This window comes from Vibrio sp. R10-SF1-ISO8 (assembly GCF_059833805.1).
In genome coordinates this window covers 1-18,801 of record NZ_JCBDHL010000003.1, presented here as the reverse complement: position 1 = coordinate 18,801, position 18,801 = coordinate 1, and the positions used below count along the sequence as shown (strand labels likewise).

Below are 18,801 nucleotides of genomic sequence, written 5' to 3'. Positions count from 1 at the left end.
TGAGTTATGGCTGCGCCAGGTGAAGCGCTAACATCGTCCGGATACATTGCCCACCACTTATCAAACCTATCTTTAGCAAAGCTAGGCTTGGTAGCGGAGGAGACAAGTTTCTGGAACGTACATATCGATAGCCTGTTTTTTTCTTGGTTTACTGGTTTAATTTTCTTAGGAATTTTCTACAAAGTAGCGAAGAGAACAACAGCGGGTGTACCAGGTAAGCTTCAGTGTGCTGTTGAAATGATCGTAGAATTTGTCGCGGAAAACGTCAAAGATACGTTCCATGGACGCAACCCATTGATTGCCCCTCTAGCACTAACTATCTTTTGTTGGGTATTTTTAATGAACGTGATGGACTTAGTTCCTATCGATTTCTTACCTTACCCAGCAGAGCATTGGCTTGGTATCCCTTACCTTAAGGTTGTACCGTCAGCTGATGTTAATATCACCATGGCTATGGCTCTAGGCGTGTTTGCTCTGATGATCTACTACAGCATCAAAGTGAAAGGTCTAGGTGGATTCGCCAAAGAACTTGCTTTACATCCATTTAATCACCCAATCATGATTCCGTTTAACCTACTGATTGAAGTGGTATCGCTACTTGCGAAGCCTCTATCACTTGGTATGCGTCTATTTGGTAACATGTTCGCGGGTGAGGTTGTATTCATTCTTTGTGCGGCAATGTTACCATGGTATTTACAATGGATGGGTTCACTACCGTGGGCAATCTTCCATATCTTGGTTATTACGATTCAGGCCTTCGTGTTTATGATGCTTACGATTGTTTATATGTCGATGGCACACGAAGACAGTGATCACTAATTTTTTAAACTCTTATTAGTCAAAAAGTATATTTGGAGATAGTAATGGAAACTGTACTGAGCTTTTCAGCAATCGCAGTAGCAATCATCGTTGGTCTATGTGCAGTAGGTACTGCAATCGGCTTCGCAATCCTAGGTGGTAAGTTCCTAGAAGGTGCTGCGCGTCAACCAGAAATGGCTCCTATGCTACAAGTTAAGATGTTCATCATCGCTGGTCTACTAGATGCGGTTCCAATGATCGGTATCGTAATCGCTCTACTATTTACTTTCGCAAACCCATTCGTTGGTCAACTAGCTGGTTAATCATTGCTTTTCAGAGACAAACATTGGTTTGTCATTGATTAACACTAAGTCCAATTAAAGAGGGGTAGCTGTTGTGAATATGAACGCAACTCTGCTGGGTCAAGCAATCTCGTTCGCTCTGTTTGTGTGGTTCTGCATGAAGTATGTATGGCCGCCAATCATGAACGCTATCGAAGAACGTCAGAAGAAAATTGCTGACGGCCTTCATGCGGCAGAACGTGCTGAGAAAGACTTGAATCTAGCTCAAGCTAACGCTTCTTCTCAATTGAAAGAAGCGAAGCGCACAGCAACTGAGGTCATTGAGCAAGCGAACAAGCGTAAAGCTCAAATTCTAGACGAAGCTCGTGAGGAAGCTCAGGCAGAACGCCAGAAAATCCTTGCGCAAGCAGAAGCTGAACTTGAAGCTGAACGCAACCGTGCGCGCGATGAACTGCGCAAACAAGTTGCAACTCTGGCTTTAGCTGGTGCTGAGAAAATCCTAGAGCGCTCTATCGATAAAGATGCGCACAAAGATCTTCTCGACAACATTACTGCAAAACTTTAAGTCTGGGGGCGCACATGGCTGATATGACTACTATCGCACGCCCCTATGCTAAAGCAGCATTCGACTTTGCTGTAGAGAAAGGCCAACTAGACCAATGGGGTCAGATGTTGTCTTTTGCCGCGGAAGTCGCCAACAACGAACAAGTACACGAGTTATTAACTAGCTCAATGTCTGCAGACAAACTTGCAGAAGTATTTGTTGCGGTATGTGGCGAACAAGTTGATGAGTTTGGTCAAAACCTAATTAAGGTGATGGCGGAGAATGGCCGATTAGAGGCTCTTCCTGATGTATGTGCTGAGTTCTTGTTCTTAAAACAAGAACATGAGAAAGAAATCAGTGTAGAAGTAACTTCTGCTACTGAACTTTCAGAACAGCAAAAAGCAGACATCAGCAGCAAACTTGAAACGCGTCTTGAACGCAAAGTCCAGCTGAATTGCAGCATAGATGAGGCCCTACTTGGTGGGGTTATTATTAGAGCCGGAGACTTAGTCATCGATAACTCAGCTCGTGGTCGTTTGAACCGCCTGAGCGATGCATTGCAGTCTTAATGGGGATTGGAGCATGCAACTTAATTCCACGGAAATTAGCGATCTAATTAAACAACGTATCGAATCTTTCGAAGTTGTTAGTGAAGCTCGCAACGAAGGTACTATCGTATCGGTAAGCGATGGTATCATTCGCATTCACGGCCTAGCGGACGTGATGCAAGGTGAAATGATTGAATTACCGGGTGGCCGTTATGCACTAGCACTTAACCTTGAGCGTGACTCGGTTGGTGCGGTTGTAATGGGCCCATATGCTGACCTTAAGGAAGGCATGAAAGTTACAGGTACTGGTCGTATTCTTGAAGTACCAGTTGGTCCTGAAATGCTTGGTCGTGTTGTAAACACGCTAGGTGAGCCAATTGATGGTAAAGGTCCAATCGAAGCGAAACTGTCTTCGCCTGTAGAAGTGATTGCACCAGGTGTAATCGACCGTAAATCGGTAGATCAACCTGTGCAAACTGGTTACAAATCTGTTGACTCAATGATCCCTATCGGTCGTGGTCAGCGTGAGCTTGTAATCGGTGACCGTCAGACTGGTAAAACAGCAATGGCGATCGATGCAATCATCAACCAGAAAGACTCTGGTATTTTCTCAATCTACGTAGCAATCGGTCAGAAAGCATCGACTATCGCTAACGTAGTTCGCAAACTAGAAGAGCACGGCGCGCTAGCAAACACTATCGTTGTTGTTGCATCTGCTTCTGAATCTGCAGCGCTACAATACCTAGCGCCATACGCAGGTTGTGCGATGGGTGAATACTTCCGTGATCGCGGTGAAGACGCACTGATTGTTTATGATGATCTATCTAAGCAAGCGGTAGCTTACCGTCAGATCTCTCTACTACTAAAACGTCCACCAGGTCGTGAAGCATTCCCAGGTGATGTTTTCTACCTCCACTCACGTCTACTAGAGCGTGCAGCTCGTGTAAGCGAAGAGTACGTAGAGAAGTTCACTAATGGTGAAGTGAAAGGTAAGACAGGTTCTTTGACTGCACTGCCTATCATCGAAACTCAAGCTGGTGACGTTTCAGCATTCGTACCGACAAACGTAATCTCGATTACTGACGGTCAGATCTTCCTACAGACTGAGCTATTCAACGCGGGTGTTCGCCCAGCAGTTGACCCAGGTATCTCAGTATCTCGTGTTGGTGGTTCTGCACAGACGAAAATCATCAAGAAGCTATCAGGCGGTATCCGTACTGCACTAGCTCAGTACCGTGAACTAGCGGCTTTCGCACAGTTCTCGTCTGACCTTGATGAAGCGACAAAGAAACAGCTAGACCACGGTCAGAAAGTTACAGAACTAATGAAGCAGAAGCAGTACGCTCCAATGTCTGTATTTGACCAAGCTCTAGTTATCTTTGCGGCAGAGCGCGGCTACCTAGCAGATGTTGAACTCAACAAACTGCTAGATTTCGAAGCGGCTCTACTATCGTATGCTCGCGGTCAATACGCTGAATTTGCAGCTGAGATCGACAAGACGGGTGCATACAACGATGAAGTTGAAGCACAGCTGAAGAAGCTGACTGACGACTTCGTAGCAACCCAAACTTGGTAATAGGTCGGTGGCAGTAATGTCACCAACTAATGGAGAGTAACGATGGCCGGCGCAAAAGAGATACGTAATAAAATCGGTAGTGTTAAAAGCACTCAGAAGATTACGAAAGCAATGGAAATGGTAGCAGCTTCAAAAATGCGTCGCTCTCAAGACGCAATGGAAGCTTCTCGTCCATACGCTGAAACAATACGTAAAGTGATCGGTCACGTAGCAAACGCAAGTCTAGAGTATCGTCATCCATACCTAGAAGAGCGTGAAGCTAAGCGTGTTGGTTACATCATCGTTTCAACAGACCGTGGCCTCTGTGGCGGCTTGAACATTAACGTGTTCAAAAAAGCTGTGACAGATATGCAAAGCTGGAAAGAGAAAGGGGCTGAAGTTGAACTGGCATTGATTGGTTCAAAGGCAACAGCTTTCTTTAACAACAGTGGTGCAAAAGTGGCTGCTCAGGTTTCAGGCCTAGGCGATCAGCCAAGCCTTGAAGACCTAATCGGCTCTGTCAGCGTAATGCTTAAGAAATACGATGAAGGTGAATTGGACCGCCTATATGTGGTGAGCAACAAGTTTGTGAACACTATGGTTCAACAACCAACGATCGATCAATTACTACCTTTGCCTAAATCGGACAGCGAAGAGATGCAGCGTACCCACCAGTGGGACTACATCTACGAGCCAGAACCAAAATCGCTACTAGATACACTTCTAGTGCGTTATGTGGAATCTCAAGTATACCAAGGTGTGGTTGAGAACCTTGCTTGTGAGCAAGCGGCTCGAATGATTGCAATGAAAGCTGCAACTGATAATGCGAGCAACCTGATTGATGACTTAGAACTTGTGTACAACAAAGCCCGTCAGGCTGCGATTACACAAGAACTATCAGAAATCGTTTCAGGTGCAGCAGCGGTTTAAGCTTAGGTAAAACGAAATAGTTTAGAGGATTAACGATGGCTACAGGTAAGATCGTACAGATCATCGGTGCGGTAGTCGACGTAGAGTTCCCACAGAGCGAAGTACCTAGTGTATATGACGCTCTAAACGTTACTGAATCAAAAGAGCGTCTAGTTCTTGAGGTTCAACAACAGCTAGGCGGTGGCGTAGTTCGTTGTATCGTTATGGGTAGCTCTGATGGTTTACGTCGTGGAGTTGAAGTTGTAAATACTGGCGCTCCAATTTCAGTACCAGTAGGTACTAAGACCCTTGGTCGTATCATGAACGTACTTGGTGATGCGATTGATGAGTGTGGTGAAATCGGTGCGGAAGAGACTTACTCTATCCACCGTGAAGCACCAAGCTACGAAGAGCAATCAAACGAAACTGCTCTACTAGAAACTGGCGTTAAAGTAATCGACCTAGTTTGTCCATTCGCTAAGGGTGGTAAAATCGGTCTATTCGGTGGTGCAGGTGTAGGTAAGACCGTTAACATGATGGAACTTATCAACAACATCGCACTACAACACTCTGGTCTTTCAGTATTCGCTGGTGTAGGTGAGCGTACTCGTGAGGGTAACGACTTCTACTTCGAAATGCAGGAAGCTGGCGTTGTAAACGTTGAGAAGCCAGAAGAATCGAAAGTAGCAATGGTTTACGGTCAGATGAACGAGCCACCAGGCAACCGTCTACGTGTTGCACTGACTGGTCTAACAATGGCAGAGCGCTTCCGTGACGAAGGTCGTGACGTTCTACTGTTCGTTGATAACATCTACCGTTACACGCTAGCGGGTACTGAGGTATCAGCACTTCTAGGCCGTATGCCTTCTGCGGTAGGTTACCAGCCTACACTAGCAGAAGAGATGGGTGTTCTTCAGGAGCGTATCACGTCAACTAAAGCCGGTTCTATCACGTCTGTACAGGCGGTATACGTACCAGCGGATGACTTGACTGACCCTTCTCCAGCAACAACGTTCGCGCACTTAGATGCAACGGTTGTACTTAACCGTAACATCGCAGCAATGGGTCTATACCCAGCGATCGACCCGCTAGATTCGACTTCTCGTCAGCTAGACCCACTAGTAGTAGGTCAAGAGCACTACGACATCGCTCGTGGCGTTCAGCAGACACTTCAGCGCTATAAAGAGCTGAAAGATATCATTGCGATTCTAGGTATGGACGAGCTATCTGAAGAAGATAAGCAAGTTGTATCTCGTGCACGTAAGATTGAGCGTTTCCTAACTCAGCCTTACCACGTAGCGGAAGTATTTACTGGCGACCCTGGTGTTTACGTACCTCTTAAAGAGACTCTACGTGGCTTCAAAGGTCTACTAGCTGGTGATTACGATGACATTCCAGAGCAAGCGTTCATGTACTGCGGTACGATTGACGATGCTATCGAGAATGCGAAGAAGCTATAAGGCTAACTAGGAGGCGATATGGCAGCAATAACCTTTCACCTAGACGTTGTTAGTGCAGAGAAGAAAATCTTCTCAGGCCTAGTTGAAACGTTCCAGGTGACCGGTAGCGAAGGTGAGCTTGGTATTTTCCATGGTCACACACCGCTGCTGACCGCTATCAAGCCTGGTATGGTGCGTATTGTTAAACAGCACGGCCACGAAGAAATTATCTATGTTTCTGGTGGTATGATAGAAGTTCAACCTGGTACAGCGACTGTACTGGCTGATACGGCTATCCGTGGTGAAGAGCTAGACGCAGCTAAGGCAGAGGAAGCTAAACGTCGCGCTGAGGAGAGTATCCACAATCAGCACGGCGATATGGACTTCGCTCAAGCGGCCAGTGAACTGGCTAAAGCCATTGCTCAGCTACGAGTTATCGAGCTGACAAAACAGCGTCGCTAATTCGCGACACTGTTTTAAAAGTGATAAAGGCGGTCGTAAGACCGCCTTTTTGCTTAATTTTTAACGGAAATTTTTCCTAATCAATTAACTAATCAACGATTAGTGTCTAGAATACCTCTCAGTTTTAATACAAGTTCAAATGGGTAACTCAATGAAGTTTAGCGCAGTGATTCTGGCGGCGGGCAAAGGGACTCGCATGTACTCCAATAAACCTAAGGTTCTGCATACGCTTGCGGGTAAGCCGATGGTGAAACATGTGATTGATACATGTAATGGATTAGGCGCGCAGAACATCCATTTGGTATACGGCCATGGTGGCGATCAAATGAAAGCTGAACTAAGCAGTGAGTCGGTAAGTTGGGTGTTGCAAGCGGATCAGCTCGGTACTGGCCATGCAGTGGATCAAGCCGCGCCACAATTTGAAGATGATGAAAAGATCTTAGTGCTTTATGGCGATGTGCCATTGATTTCAGAAGAGACCATCGAAAGCTTACTCGATGCCCAGCCTACAGGTGGTATCGCGCTACTAACTGTAGTACTAGATAACCCTATGGGCTACGGACGTATCGTGCGCAAGAATGGCCCTGTAGTTGCGATTGTTGAGCAAAAAGATGCTTCAGAAGAGCAGAAGCTAATCAAAGAGATCAATACTGGTGTGATGGTTGCCACTGGCGGTGATCTGAAACGTTGGTTGTCTGGTCTAAACAACAACAATGCTCAAGGTGAGTACTACTTAACCGATGTTATCGCTGCTGCCCATGATGAAGGCAGAGCGGTTGAAGCGGTTCATCCAGTTAACCCAATTGAAGTAGAAGGAGTTAACGACCGCGCTCAGTTGGCGCGTCTAGAGCGTGCATTCCAGTCAATGCAAGCACAAAAACTACTAGAGCAAGGCGTTATGCTACGCGACCCTACCCGTTTCGATCTTCGTGGTGAATTGCAGTGCGGTATGGATTGTGAAATTGATGCCAATGTTATTATCGAAGGCAAAGTATCGCTCGGTGATAACGTCGTTATAGGCACTGGTTGTGTACTTAAAGATTGTGAAATAGACGACAATACAGTTGTTCGTCCGTACAGTGTGATTGAAGGCGCAACGGTCGGTGAAGAGTGTACCGTGGGTCCATTTACTCGTCTGCGCCCAGGTGCTGAGATGCGTAATGACTCTCACGTCGGTAACTTCGTCGAAGTGAAGAATGCTCGCCTTGGCGAGGGCTCTAAAGCCAATCACCTGACTTACTTAGGTGACGCCGAGATCGGTCAGCGCACCAATGTAGGGGCGGGTGTGATCACTTGTAACTATGATGGCGCAAACAAGTTTAAAACAACCATAGGTAACGATGTTTTTGTTGGCTCTGACAGTCAGCTGGTGGCGCCTGTCACTATCGCTGATGGCGCGACAATTGGTGCGGGAACGACTTTGACCAAAGATGTCGCTGAAGGTGAGTTAGTCATCACTCGCGCTAAAGAGCGTAAGATTTCAGGTTGGCAGCGCCCAGTAAAACAAAAGTAATCGCTTTTGCTACCAATAGTAATGTTACAAAGCCGCTCATGATGAGCGGCTTTGTTGTTTCTAGTTAGTTGGAAAGCGACTTAATGACTGGGAATAGCGATGCGTTTTTCTAGCCAACGAACGGATTGAGAGACCAAAAGAATCAGTACTAAATATTCTAAAACCAGGAAGGTATAAATCTCTAAAGGTAAGTACTCATTAACCACTAGCTCGTTGGCGCGACGGGTTAGGTCACTCAATCCAATCACGCTGACCAGTGAGCTCATTTTGAGAATATAAACAAATTGGTTACCTAATGGCGGTAATATTTGTCGAAATGCTTGCGGCAAAATCACTAAGCGCATCTTCTGCCAATAGTTCAAACCTAGCGATTCTGCAGCTTCATGTTGGCCGCGGCTGATGGCTTGAATCCCACCGCGAAATACTTCCGCCATAAAGGCACTTTCTGCGATGGTCAGTGCTATTACCCCTGCCCAGAAATGATCGAGCGAGATATCCAATAAAGTAGGCATACCATAATAAACCCACAGTAGTAAAACGAGTACTGGCACAGAACGCACGCTTTCTACATAGACGCGGTTGATAGCCCGCAGATATTTCAGCGGTGAAAGCGCAGGTAATGCGACAATGAGCCCGAGCGTCATGGCAAATAGCATACTCAGCAAAGAGACTTGAATAGTGTCGCTAAACCCAGCGAGTAGAAAGCTTACGTTGGTTCGGCCTTGATCGGTTGTTGGGTCGAGTACGTACCAACCCCACTGATAATCCGAACAGCCAGTGAGAAGCAACAGTGAACCAAGCAATAGATAACGAGAAGTCACATTACACCTTGTATTGACTAAAAAAATCCATTTGATGCTGCTATGTTAGCAATGAACGGGCTTAATTCGTAATAACTTTAGGGAAGATATAATGAACAAGTATATTTTGGCACTTGGATTGTGCTTATTGTCAGTGGGTCAGGTGATGGCTGAAACCAGTCGTTTGCATCAAATCCTTGATAAAGGGGTGCTACGTGTTGGTACAACCGGTGATTGGAATCCAATGACAATGAAGGATCCTGCCACCAATAGCTACCGCGGTTTTGATATTGATGTCACAACTGAGTTGGCTAAAGATCTTGGAGTGGAAGTCGAATATGTCGCAACCGATTGGAAAACGCTGGTCAACGGGGTGACTGCCAATAAGTACGATATTACTGGTAGCGCTTCGCTTAACATGTCGCGCGCCAAGGTAGCGGGCTACAGTCAGCCTTACTTCTATTTGGCATTTGTTCCTGTGGTGCAGAAAAAGGACTTAGACAAGTATTCGGACTGGAGTGACTTTGATAAAGTTGAAGTAAAAGTGGCGGCAACGCTAGGCACGGTTCAAGAGAAGATGGTGAAAGAGTTCTTCCCATCAGCACAACATGTAGTTATTGAAGCGCCAGCGCGTGACTTCCAAGAGTTATTGGCACGTAGAGCCGATGTCTCGGTGACTTCAAACGTAGAGGCGGCAACGCTGGTGGAGAAGTTTAAGCAATTGGCTATTGTTCCAGTTAAAGAGCCACGTAAGCCGACGCCAATCGCGATGTTACTGCCACAGGATGATCAGGTTTGGATTAATTACCTGAATCACTGGGTCGAGCTGAAGAAAACTCAAGGATTCTTCAAAAAGACCGCCGAGAAATGGGGGCTGAAAAGTTTGTAACCACTTACTTATCTAGCCAAAGCTAAAAAGAGCCGCAATTGCGGCTCTTTGTTTATTTATTCATCACCGACGACTCTCGAATTGTCTGGTGCTGTGAAGTGTTGAGATAACTCACGATTAGACACCACGTAGCCAATCCACATTCCGCCCATACATATCACAATCGCAATACCTGTCACCAGTTGAGCCTGACTTGCCATCGCGGCGACTAATGCACTGGCTAGGCTGCTAACGCAGATCTGTAGGCTATTCTGTAACCCTGCCGCAGTAGCTGGACTTTGCTGAGCACTGGCTAGTGCACGATTAACGACAATTGGGTAAAGGGCACCGTTGGCAACAGCAATCAAACAGAACGGAGCAAGAATTGGCCAGATGGACGTTAGCTGCCACTGAGAGGCGATAAATATCAGTAGAGAAGCGACACTGAATAGCCCGATCAGCTGGCGCAGGACTTTCTCATCACCATATTTACGCACGCCGACTTTACCTAAGTAGCCACCAGCCATAAAGGCGATAGTCTGTGGAATAAAGCTCAAACCAATATCTTTCGCTTGGTAGCCAAGCTGAGACATGATCTCTGGCATACCGGTTAGGTAAGCAAAGAATGCCGCTGATGCCGTGGCGAACATAAACACGTTACCTAGGTAGGTTTTAGAACCTAGCAGTGCCTTAATATCTGCCGAGATACTGGTTTGCTTGACCTCGGCCTTTTCATTTTTCTGTGCCATGGTGGCGATGACGAGTAATACCCCCATTAATGTCAGAGCAACAAAAATACTGTGCCAGCCAAAGTTATCTGCCAATAGCACACCTAGTTGTGGCGCAAGTGCCGGAGACAATGCAACTAAAGGCATGATCGTAGCAAAGATCTGTTGGCTATTACTGGAGTGGCGTTTGATCACCATTGCTTGCCAGATCACTGCCGGTGCGCAAACACCGATCGCTTGCACAAAGCGCAGAGTCAGTAGCTGCCAGACTTGATCGCTAAACGCCAAGCCAAATGATGCGATAGTGAAAATCACCAAGCCGGCCGCTAGGGTATTACGATGGCCAAACTTATCGGAGGCTAAGCCCCACATCAACTGACCAAAAGCCATTCCGACAAGAAAGACAGTCAGAGAAAGAGCTATTTGCTCAGGGCCTGTTGCAAAGTCGATTTCCATCGCTTTGAATGCAGGTAGGTACATGTCGGTGGCAATAAAGCCGAGCATCGAAAGGGCTGCGAGATAAACAAGCTGTAGTTTTGAAATTTTCATGATTCAACCAATCAAATTATTTAATCATTATTTACTCAGTATCAGTTGGCGCCAACCCTGATTTATTTACCCCGCCATTCTATTTTTCGATTTTCAGAAAATAAAACGTTAAAATTATTGGTTATCAATCAAAAAATTTGAACGGTTGTGCGTTATGTATTCAAAATCATCGCTTGAGATGTTAGATACCGTTGCCCGCTTGGGAAGTTTTACCGCTGCGGCTGAGGTGCTGCATAAAGTCCCGTCGGCGATCAGTTATGGCGTGCGTCAGGTCGAGCAAGAGTTGGACGTGATCTTGTTTCGCCGTCTGCCAAGGAAAGTAGAGCTGACACCCGCAGGCGAACTGTTTATTGCTGAAGCTCGGTTACTGCTGAGGCAGATGGAAGATCTTAAGGCGCAAACCAAACGCGCTGCTCAAGGCTGGCAATCAACACTCAAGTTAACCTTAGACAATGTGGTCAAGCTCGATAAGCTTAAGCCGCTAGTGGAAGACTTTTACCGTGAGTTTGAGTTTGCTGAGCTGCAAATCAATATGGAAGTGTTTAACGGCTCGTGGGAGGCGATAGCACAAGAGCGAGCGGATATTGTGATTGGAGCGACGTCTGCGATTCCTGTTGGTGGTGACTTCGAAGTGAGAGATATGGGGGTTTTAGACTGGGCATTTGTGATGTCTCCAGCGCATCCTTGTGTCCGCCAGCAAAATCTAACCGAAGAGTTTGTCAGTCAGTATCCGGCGATCTGCTTGGATGATACCTCCAGCGTGTTGCCTAAGCGTCATACAGGACATTATCCTCAGCAGCGGCGTTTGTTGCTGCCCAATTGGTACAGTGCAATTGAATGTCTCAAAAATGGCGTTGGAGTTGGTTATATGCCTAGGCACATTGCGATGCCGTTAATTCTTGATGGGGTGCTGGTGGAGAAGATGCTGCCAGATGAAAAGCCTATCAGCCAATGTTGTTTAGTCTGGCGCAAAGATGATAACCACAAGCTCATTCAGTGGATGGTGGATTACTTAGGCTCTTCCAATCAGCTCCATCACGACTGGTTAAAGCACTAAAGAAAACGCCAGCATAATGCTGGCGTTGCTTTACTTGATAACCGCTTAAGGGCGTTCAAAGACAGTTGCGATCCCCTGACCTAAACCGATACACATGGTGGCTAGGCCATATTTGGCATCTTTGGCTTCCATTAGGTTAATCAGTGTGGTCGAAATACGAGAACCAGAACAACCCAGCGGGTGACCAAGAGCGATAGCACCACCGTTCAGGTTAACCTTCTCATCCATTACTTCCAGTAAACCTAGGTCTTTAGCACAAGGTAAAGATTGAGCCGCAAACGCTTCATTTAGCTCTACCACATCCATGTCTTCGATAGAGAGGCCTGCACGTTTAAGCGCTTTCTGCGTTGCTGGTACAGGGCCGTAACCCATGATAGATGGATCGCAACCCGCAATCGCCATTCCTTTGATGCGCGCTCGAATTGGCAAGCCAAGTTCATTGGCTTTGTCTTCACTCATGATCAGCATGGCTGATGCACCATCTGAAAGAGCAGAAGATGTACCTGCGGTGACGGTTCCGTTTGCAGGGTCAAATACCGGACGAAGCTGAGATAGACCTTCTACTGAGGTTTCCGGACGAATCACTTCATCGTGATCTAGCGTGAATAGGGTGCCGTCCGCTGCGTGGCCCTCAATTGGAAGAATCTCGTTTTTAAAGCGGCCTTCAACGGTAGCTGCATGGGCACGAGCATGAGAACGCGCAGCAAACTCATCCTGTTGTTCACGGCTGATACCGTGCAGTTTGCCAAGCATTTCAGCGGTTAAACCCATCATACCCGCGGCTTTAGCAACGTTTTTCGACATGCCTGGGTGGAAATCCACACCGTGGTTCATAGGAACATGCCCCATGTGCTCAACCCCACCAATGAGGCAAATTTCCGCATCACCGGTCATGATTGCGCGTGTACCATCATGCAGAGCCTGCATTGATGAACCACATAGGCGGTTGACAGTTACCGCGCCAATTTCAATCGGCAAACCTGCAAGCAGCGCTGCATTACGCGCAACGTTAAAGCCTTGTTCTAAAGTTTGTTGTACACAGCCCCAGTAGATATCTTCAATCTCGCTTGGGTTAACCTGAGGATTGCGCGCAAGAATCCCTTTCATTAAGTGAGCAGAAAGATCTTCTGCGCGAGTATGACGGAAAGCTCCACCTTTAGAGCGTCCCATCGGTGTACGTAGACAATCTACTACGACAACGTTTTTAGTTTGATTAGTCATTTGGGAATCTCCTTAGATAGAACCTTGTTGCTGAGCACCGTAAAAGGTTTGGCCTTTTTCAGCCATATCAATCAGCAATTGTGGAACTTGGTACGTAGCACCTAGATCTGAGTATTGGTTCGCCATTGCGACAAACTCGGCAATACCTACGCTATCTAAGTAACGGAAAACGCCACCTCGGAATGGAGGGAAGCCCAGACCATAAACTAAAGCCATATCTGCTTCTTGCGGAGAAGCGATGATGTTTTCTTGCAGACACAAGACAACTTCATTGATCATTGGAATCATCATTCGTTGGATGATGGTTTGATCATCGAACTCTTGTTTCTCAGCACAAACGTCGGCGAGTACAGGCAGAATATCTTCACTGAATGTCTTCTTAGGTTTGCCTTTTCTATCCAAAGCGTAGCTATAGAAGCCGCTACCATTCTTCTGGCCATACTTGTCTGCTTCAAACAGGGCGTCAATCGCATCACGACCTTGTTTACCCATACGCTCCGGGAAGCCTTGAGCCATTACCGCTTGGGCATGGTGAGCGGTATCAATGCCGACTACATCTAGCAGATAGGCAGGTCCCATTGGCCAGCCAAACTTACGTTCCATGACTTTGTCGATCTTAGTGAAATCAGCACCGTCACGTAGCAACATGCTGAAACCACCAAAGTAAGGGAAGAGTACGCGGTTGACAAAAAATCCCGGACAGTCATTCACTACGATTGGGGATTTACCCATTTTCGCAGCGTAAGCGACAACGCGGTTGATGGTTTCATCTGAGGTGTGTTCACCACGGATGATCTCGACTAAAGGCATGCGGTGTACTGGGTTGAAGAAATGCATACCACAGAAATTTTCTGGTCGCTTAAGTGATTTAGCCAGCAGGTTGATCGGGATAGTCGATGTATTTGAGGTAATAACGGTTTCGTCGCCCACTTGTTGCTCGACTTCACTGAGTACTGCCGCTTTCACTTTCGGGTTTTCAACCACAGCTTCAACGATAACATCCGTCTCTTCGATGCCTGCGTAATGAAGGCTTGGAGTGATAGAGGCTAGGATACCCGCCATCTTAAAGCCATCAATGCGACCGCGAGATAGGCGCTTGTTAAGCAGTTTTGAGGCTTCAGTCATACCTAAATCTAGCGACGCTTGGGCGATATCTTTCATTAAGACAGGCACACCTTTAAGTGCTGACTGGTAAGCAATACCGCCACCCATGATACCTGCACCTAATACCGCTGCGCGTTGAGTGTCTTTGCTAGCAGACTTAGCCGCTTTTTTAGCTAGCCCTTTAATATATTGATCATTAAGGAATAGACCAACTAGAGACTTGGCTTCTTCTGATTTCGCTAGCTTAACAAAATGTTTGCGTTCAACATCAAGCGCTTCATTGCGAGCAAAACGAGCACCTTCCTCGATAGTCACTACTGCTGTCATTGGCGCAGGATAGTGAGGGCCAGCCTTCTGAGCGACCAAGCCTTTTGCCATCGTAAAGCTCATCATAGATTCAAGCTTGCTAAGTGAAAGTGGCGATGTTTTTTGTTTACGTCGTTCTTTCCAATCCAGCTTCTCATTGATCGCTTGGGTTAGAGTCTTAATAGCGGACTCGTACAGAGCATCTGTCTCGACAATAGCATCGAGTAGACCGATTTTAAGTGCTTCATCCGCTCGGCAAGCTTTGCCTTGTGTAATGACTTCCATCGCGCTGTCGGCACCGATAACACGCGGTAAGCGAACACAACCACCAAAGCCTGGCATGATTCCGAGTTTAGTCTCTGGTAAGCCAATGCTGGTGGTTTTGTCACCAATACGCATGTCAGTAGCAAGTACACACTCACATCCACCACCCAAAGTGTGGCCTTTTAAAACAGAAAGTGTCGGTACGGGTAGGTCTTCAAGCTTATTAAAGATGCTGTTAGCAAATTGAAGCCATTGATCCAGTTCTTGCTCTGATTTGGCAAATAGGCCCAGAAACTCAGTAATGTCAGCGCCAACAATAAACGCCTCTTTATCTGAAGTAAGCAGTAAGCCTTTGAGAGAGCTGTGAGCTTTAAGCGCGTCAAGAGCCTTATCCAGTGACTCAAGAGTAGCGAGGTCGAGCTTGTTAACAGACGCTGGTGCACAGAAGCTGAGCTCAGCGATTCCGTCTTGTAATTCCTTTACCTGTAGGGTTTCGGCTTGGTAAATCATTGTCTATCTCCATGACATACAATCTTCGGATTGCGTGTACAGCGGTTGGTTGAGTTACAACCGCTGTAAAGGAAAGTGGTGTTATAGTTATTCTGGTTAGACCAGTAGTTTTAGTTTGGACTTGCTGATGGTTAAATTCAATACATTTTTTAAACAAGTGTTTAACATTGTGCGCTCGGACAGATCTTAGGCGGCGTTAAATTCGCTCTCGTGATACACTGCGAGCAAGACATAACACGAACCACAGCCATGAATGACCTGCCGTATTTAATACCCGCAAAACCCACTCAGTTTGAAGAGGAAATAAAGAAAAGCGTCTTTATTACTTACCTTGCACATACTCCATCAATTGACTTAGCTAAAGCGTTTGTTGAGCAGATAAAAAGCAAACACTCGGATGCGCGACATAATTGCTGGGGATTTGTTGCCGGTAGACCTGAAGATTCAATGCAATGGGGCTTTAGCGACGATGGTGAGCCATCAGGAACCGCGGGGAAACCTATATTGGCGCAATTATCAGGTTCGGGAGTGGGTGAAATTACTGCTGTAGTGACTCGCTACTCTGGTGGTATCAAGCTGGGAACCGGTGGATTGGTTAAAGCATATGGTGGTGGGGTACAGCAAGCTCTCAAGTCGCTTCAAACAATTGAGAAAAAAATAACCACAAAACTACTACTAGAGTTAGACTATGGGTTTATACCAATTGCACAGTCTCTATTTCCTCAGTTCGGAGCTCAAGAAGTTAGTGCTGAGTACAGTGAGTTGGTTAAAATGGTTATCGAGATTGAACTTCGTCAAGTGAGTGACTTTACTCAAACCATTATTAATAAGAGTGGCGCCAAGGTACAGGTTACCTCGTTGGACAAACAACAAAGATAATTAGGAAGTCGGAAGCTACGCTTCATAAATCAATCTAACCATGCAATTTCGATCCATTATTCGCATCGTCGGGCTTTTGCTCGCGCTTTTTAGTCTCTCTATGCTAGCTCCTGCTTTAGTGGCGCTTATCTATCGAGACGGTGCAGGTGTTCCTTTTGTCACCACCTTTTTTGTTCTGCTGTTTTGCGGAACCGTGTGTTGGTTTCCAAACCGACGCCATAAGCATGAATTAAAAGCTCGTGATGGTTTTCTGATCGTCGTTTTGTTTTGGACGGTACTTGGAAGTGCAGGTTCACTGCCATTTCTCATCGCTGACAATCCCAATGTTTCTGTCACAGACGCTTTCTTTGAGTCTTTTTCTGCTTTAACCACCACCGGAGCCACGGTCATTGTTGGTCTTGATGACTTGCCTAAAGCAATCTTGTTTTATCGTCAGTTCCTACAATGGTTTGGCGGTATGGGTATCATCGTACTTGCCGTTGCGATCTTACCGGTGTTAGGTATCGGTGGTATGCAGCTTTACCGAGCTGAAATTCCGGGGCCAGTAAAAGACACCAAGATGACGCCGCGTATCGCCGAAACGGCGAAAGCACTGTGGTATATCTATTTAAGTCTAACCATTGCTTGTGCTGCTTCTTTTTGGCTTGCGGGGATGACACCGTTTGATGCAATAAGCCATAGCTTCTCGACAATCGCCATCGGTGGTTTCTCTACCCATGATGCTAGTATGGGGCATTTCGACAGTTACGCGATCAATATGATTACCGTTGTGTTCCTTTTGATCTCGGCATGTAACTACTCACTTCACTTTGCAGCCTTTGCCTCTGGAGGTGTGCATCCTAAGTACTATTGGAAGGACCCGGAGTTTAGAGCCTTTATCTTTATTCAGGTCTTACTGTTTGTGGTTTGTTTCCTAGTTTTGTTAAACCACCACTCATATAACTCGGTATATGACGCCTTTGATCAGGCTCTTTTCCAAACGGTTTCCATTTCGACCACAGCAGGCTTCACAACGACAGGCTTTGCTGAGTGGCCACTATTCTTACCCGTGCTGTTGCTTTTCTCCTCCTTTATTGGTGGATGTGCGGGTTCTACCGGTGGTGGTATGAAAGTCATCCGTATTCTCTTACTGACATTGCAAGGTGTGCGTGAACTTAAGCGTTTGGTACACCCGCGTGCTGTGTATACGATCAAAGTCGGCGGTAGTTCGCTTCCTCAGCGGGTTGTCGATGCGGTGTGGGGATTCTTCTCTGCCTATGCTCTGGTTTTTGTTGTCTGCATGTTAGGTCTGATTGCGACTGGAATGGATGAGCTAAGTGCTTTCTCTGCCGTTGCGGCGACACTCAACAACTTAGGTCCGGGTCTTGGTGAAGTGGCACTTCACTTTGGTGATGTGAATGACAAGGCGAAATGGGTTCTGATTGTTTCGATGCTATTTGGACGACTGGAAATCTTTACTCTACTTATACTACTTACGCCAACGTTCTGGCGTAGCTAAGGAGACGATGTGGCAAAGGCGCTATTTCTCTATTCAAGCCGTGAAGGTCAAACTAAAAAGATATTTAGCCATATTCAGACAGAGCTGTCGGAATATGATTGTGAACTGCTCGACCTGCACGCCATAGACACGGTGGATTTCAGCCAATATGAGCGAGTGCTTATTGGCGCCTCTATTCGTTATGGTCACCTTAACAAAAAGCTCTATCAGTTTATTGAGCGTAACCTGTCTTTATTACAACAGAGTAAAGTGGCCTTCTTCTGTGTGAATCTAACAGCACGTAAAGAAGATCAAGGAAAGGATACGCCTGAAGGTAGTGCTTATATAAAGACATTTCTCAAAAAGTCGCCTTGGCAGCCTAAACTTATCGGTGTCTTTGCTGGTGCTCTCTATTACCCACGTTATAACTGGTTCGATAGAACAATGATTAAATTCATTATGAGTATGACGGGAGGAGAGACAGATACAAGTAAAGAGGTAGAGTACACCAACTGGGAAAAAGTGACTCTATTCGCCAATAAGTTTAAAGATATGTAAAGAAAAGGCTCACTTATAAGGCTTTTAGATCGAAATTTAATCGAACAATAAAAAAGTTAGAAAAAACTGAAAAAAGGGCTTGCCAAGAATCTTTCGATCTCTATAATGCCCCCTCGCTGACACGGCAACGCTTCGAAAGAAACGAGAGCCCAGTTAGCAAGGTCAAATAGCCAAGCGGAAACGCTTGAAAAAAGTTTGAAAAAAGTGGTTGACACTAAACTTTATCTCGCTAAAATGGCCGTCCGATTTGAGCGAAGCTCAGTCGGAAAGTTCTTTAACAATATAAACCTATCAATCTGTGTGGGCACTCGTTGATGATAATCCAAATAGATACTTCGGTATCAATTTAGGTTTCAATGATACGAAGTGACCATTCGAATTGGGAAGCAGCCTTGAGCTGTTTTGTTTTA

General features: G+C 46.1%; 18 protein-coding genes. 14 read left to right on the top strand and 4 right to left on the bottom strand.

The window, feature by feature from the left end:
• Window positions 1-6 precede the first annotated feature (6 nt).
• The 9 genes from atpB (at window position 7) to glmU (ending at window position 8,070) form a co-directional block, all read left to right on the top strand.
• Window positions 7-819, top strand: coding sequence for a F0F1 ATP synthase subunit A (atpB, locus tag AC6R00_RS00625; RefSeq protein WP_004743579.1), 813 nt, complete (start codon window positions 7-9; stop codon window positions 817-819).
• A 44-nt stretch (window positions 820-863) separates the two neighbouring features.
• Window positions 864-1,121 (top strand): F0F1 ATP synthase subunit C, encoded by a 258-nt coding sequence (gene atpE, locus AC6R00_RS00620; protein ID WP_004411110.1) that lies wholly within the window; start codon window positions 864-866, stop codon window positions 1,119-1,121.
• 73 nt (window positions 1,122-1,194) lie between these two features.
• Window positions 1,195-1,665, top strand: coding sequence for a F0F1 ATP synthase subunit B (atpF, locus tag AC6R00_RS00615; RefSeq protein ID WP_004743578.1), 471 nt, complete (start codon window positions 1,195-1,197; stop codon window positions 1,663-1,665).
• A gap of 14 nt (window positions 1,666-1,679) precedes the next feature.
• Entirely contained in the window at window positions 1,680-2,213 is a 534-nt protein-coding gene (atpH, locus tag AC6R00_RS00610) for a F0F1 ATP synthase subunit delta (protein WP_500638996.1), read from the top strand.
• A 13-nt stretch (window positions 2,214-2,226) separates the two neighbouring features.
• Window positions 2,227-3,768, top strand: coding sequence for a F0F1 ATP synthase subunit alpha (atpA, locus tag AC6R00_RS00605; protein WP_239852349.1), 1,542 nt, complete (start codon window positions 2,227-2,229; stop codon window positions 3,766-3,768).
• A gap of 42 nt (window positions 3,769-3,810) precedes the next feature.
• Window positions 3,811-4,677, top strand: a complete 867-nt coding sequence (gene atpG, locus AC6R00_RS00600; protein ID WP_004743575.1) for a F0F1 ATP synthase subunit gamma — start codon at window positions 3,811-3,813, stop codon at window positions 4,675-4,677.
• 35 nt (window positions 4,678-4,712) lie between these two features.
• Window positions 4,713-6,116 (top strand): F0F1 ATP synthase subunit beta, encoded by a 1,404-nt coding sequence (atpD, locus tag AC6R00_RS00595; protein ID WP_272785997.1) that lies wholly within the window; start codon window positions 4,713-4,715, stop codon window positions 6,114-6,116.
• Window positions 6,117-6,134: 18 nt separating this feature from the next.
• On the top strand, window positions 6,135-6,557 hold the full coding sequence (locus AC6R00_RS00590; protein WP_004743573.1) for a F0F1 ATP synthase subunit epsilon: 423 nt from the start codon (window positions 6,135-6,137) through the stop codon (window positions 6,555-6,557).
• A 151-nt stretch (window positions 6,558-6,708) separates the two neighbouring features.
• Window positions 6,709-8,070, top strand: coding sequence for a bifunctional UDP-N-acetylglucosamine diphosphorylase/glucosamine-1-phosphate N-acetyltransferase GlmU (glmU, locus tag AC6R00_RS00585; protein WP_500638995.1), 1,362 nt, complete (start codon window positions 6,709-6,711; stop codon window positions 8,068-8,070).
• 80 nt (window positions 8,071-8,150) lie between these two features.
• Here glmU and AC6R00_RS00580 read toward each other — a convergent pair whose 3' ends face one another.
• Window positions 8,151-8,891, bottom strand: a complete 741-nt coding sequence (locus tag AC6R00_RS00580) for an amino acid ABC transporter permease (protein ID WP_500638994.1) — start codon at window positions 8,889-8,891, stop codon at window positions 8,151-8,153.
• Between the two features lie 91 nt (window positions 8,892-8,982).
• Here AC6R00_RS00580 and AC6R00_RS00575 point away from each other — a divergent pair, with 91 nt between their 5' ends.
• Window positions 8,983-9,759 (top strand): transporter substrate-binding domain-containing protein, encoded by a 777-nt coding sequence (locus AC6R00_RS00575; protein ID WP_500638993.1) that lies wholly within the window; start codon window positions 8,983-8,985, stop codon window positions 9,757-9,759.
• Window positions 9,760-9,815: 56 nt separating this feature from the next.
• Here the strand turns inward: AC6R00_RS00575 and punC are convergent, their stop codons facing one another.
• On the bottom strand, window positions 9,816-11,015 hold the full coding sequence (gene punC, locus AC6R00_RS00570; RefSeq protein ID WP_500638992.1) for a purine nucleoside transporter PunC: 1,200 nt from the start codon (window positions 11,013-11,015) through the stop codon (window positions 9,816-9,818).
• 154 nt (window positions 11,016-11,169) lie between these two features.
• On the opposite strand from punC, the gene punR reads away from it, so the two are divergent.
• Complete coding sequence (gene punR / locus AC6R00_RS00565; protein ID WP_272785992.1) at window positions 11,170-12,072, top strand: DNA-binding transcriptional activator PunR; 903 nt, start codon at window positions 11,170-11,172, stop codon at window positions 12,070-12,072.
• 45 nt (window positions 12,073-12,117) lie between these two features.
• Here the strand turns inward: punR and fadA are convergent, their stop codons facing one another.
• Window positions 12,118-13,293, bottom strand: coding sequence for an acetyl-CoA C-acyltransferase FadA (gene fadA / locus AC6R00_RS00560; protein WP_054963291.1), 1,176 nt, complete (start codon window positions 13,291-13,293; stop codon window positions 12,118-12,120).
• Window positions 13,294-13,305: 12 nt separating this feature from the next.
• Window positions 13,306-15,477, bottom strand: coding sequence for a fatty acid oxidation complex subunit alpha FadB (fadB, locus tag AC6R00_RS00555; RefSeq protein WP_272785990.1), 2,172 nt, complete (start codon window positions 15,475-15,477; stop codon window positions 13,306-13,308).
• Window positions 15,478-15,726: 249 nt separating this feature from the next.
• Between fadB and AC6R00_RS00550 the strand changes: the two genes are divergently transcribed.
• From AC6R00_RS00550 to hemG, 3 genes are read left to right on the top strand one after another with little or no spacing between them, the layout of a single operon-like run.
• Entirely contained in the window at window positions 15,727-16,356 is a 630-nt protein-coding gene (locus AC6R00_RS00550) for a YigZ family protein (protein ID WP_500638991.1), read from the top strand.
• Window positions 16,357-16,396: 40 nt separating this feature from the next.
• The gene (locus tag AC6R00_RS00545) at window positions 16,397-17,854 is read left to right on the top strand and encodes a TrkH family potassium uptake protein (protein WP_004743564.1); all 1,458 of its coding nucleotides are present in this window, start codon (window positions 16,397-16,399) and stop codon (window positions 17,852-17,854) included.
• 9 nt (window positions 17,855-17,863) lie between these two features.
• The gene (hemG, locus tag AC6R00_RS00540; RefSeq protein ID WP_500638990.1) at window positions 17,864-18,391 is read left to right on the top strand and encodes a menaquinone-dependent protoporphyrinogen IX dehydrogenase; all 528 of its coding nucleotides are present in this window, start codon (window positions 17,864-17,866) and stop codon (window positions 18,389-18,391) included.
• The last annotated feature ends 410 nt before the right edge of the window (window positions 18,392-18,801 follow it).

Excerpts from the sequence above, each read along its gene's own strand:
- atpB (WP_004743579.1), top strand. The coding sequence starts at position 7 with ATGGCTGCGCCAGGTGAAGCGCTAACATCGTCCGGATACATTGCCCAC.
- atpE (WP_004411110.1), top strand. The coding sequence starts at position 864 with ATGGAAACTGTACTGAGCTTTTCAGCAATCGCAGTAGCAATCATCGTT.
- atpH (WP_500638996.1), top strand. The coding sequence starts at position 1,680 with ATGGCTGATATGACTACTATCGCACGCCCCTATGCTAAAGCAGCATTC.
- atpA (WP_239852349.1), top strand. The coding sequence starts at position 2,227 with ATGCAACTTAATTCCACGGAAATTAGCGATCTAATTAAACAACGTATC.
- atpG (WP_004743575.1), top strand. The coding sequence starts at position 3,811 with ATGGCCGGCGCAAAAGAGATACGTAATAAAATCGGTAGTGTTAAAAGC.
- atpD (WP_272785997.1), top strand. The coding sequence starts at position 4,713 with ATGGCTACAGGTAAGATCGTACAGATCATCGGTGCGGTAGTCGACGTA.
- AC6R00_RS00590 (WP_004743573.1), top strand. The coding sequence starts at position 6,135 with ATGGCAGCAATAACCTTTCACCTAGACGTTGTTAGTGCAGAGAAGAAA.
- glmU (WP_500638995.1), top strand. The coding sequence starts at position 6,709 with ATGAAGTTTAGCGCAGTGATTCTGGCGGCGGGCAAAGGGACTCGCATG.
- AC6R00_RS00575 (WP_500638993.1), top strand. The coding sequence starts at position 8,983 with ATGAACAAGTATATTTTGGCACTTGGATTGTGCTTATTGTCAGTGGGT.
- punC (WP_500638992.1), bottom strand. The coding sequence starts at position 11,015 with ATGAAAATTTCAAAACTACAGCTTGTTTATCTCGCAGCCCTTTCGATG.
- punR (WP_272785992.1), top strand. The coding sequence starts at position 11,170 with ATGTATTCAAAATCATCGCTTGAGATGTTAGATACCGTTGCCCGCTTG.
- fadA (WP_054963291.1), bottom strand. The coding sequence starts at position 13,293 with ATGACTAATCAAACTAAAAACGTTGTCGTAGTAGATTGTCTACGTACA.
- fadB (WP_272785990.1), bottom strand. The coding sequence starts at position 15,477 with ATGATTTACCAAGCCGAAACCCTACAGGTAAAGGAATTACAAGACGGA.
- AC6R00_RS00550 (WP_500638991.1), top strand. The coding sequence starts at position 15,727 with ATGAATGACCTGCCGTATTTAATACCCGCAAAACCCACTCAGTTTGAA.
- AC6R00_RS00545 (WP_004743564.1), top strand. The coding sequence starts at position 16,397 with ATGCAATTTCGATCCATTATTCGCATCGTCGGGCTTTTGCTCGCGCTT.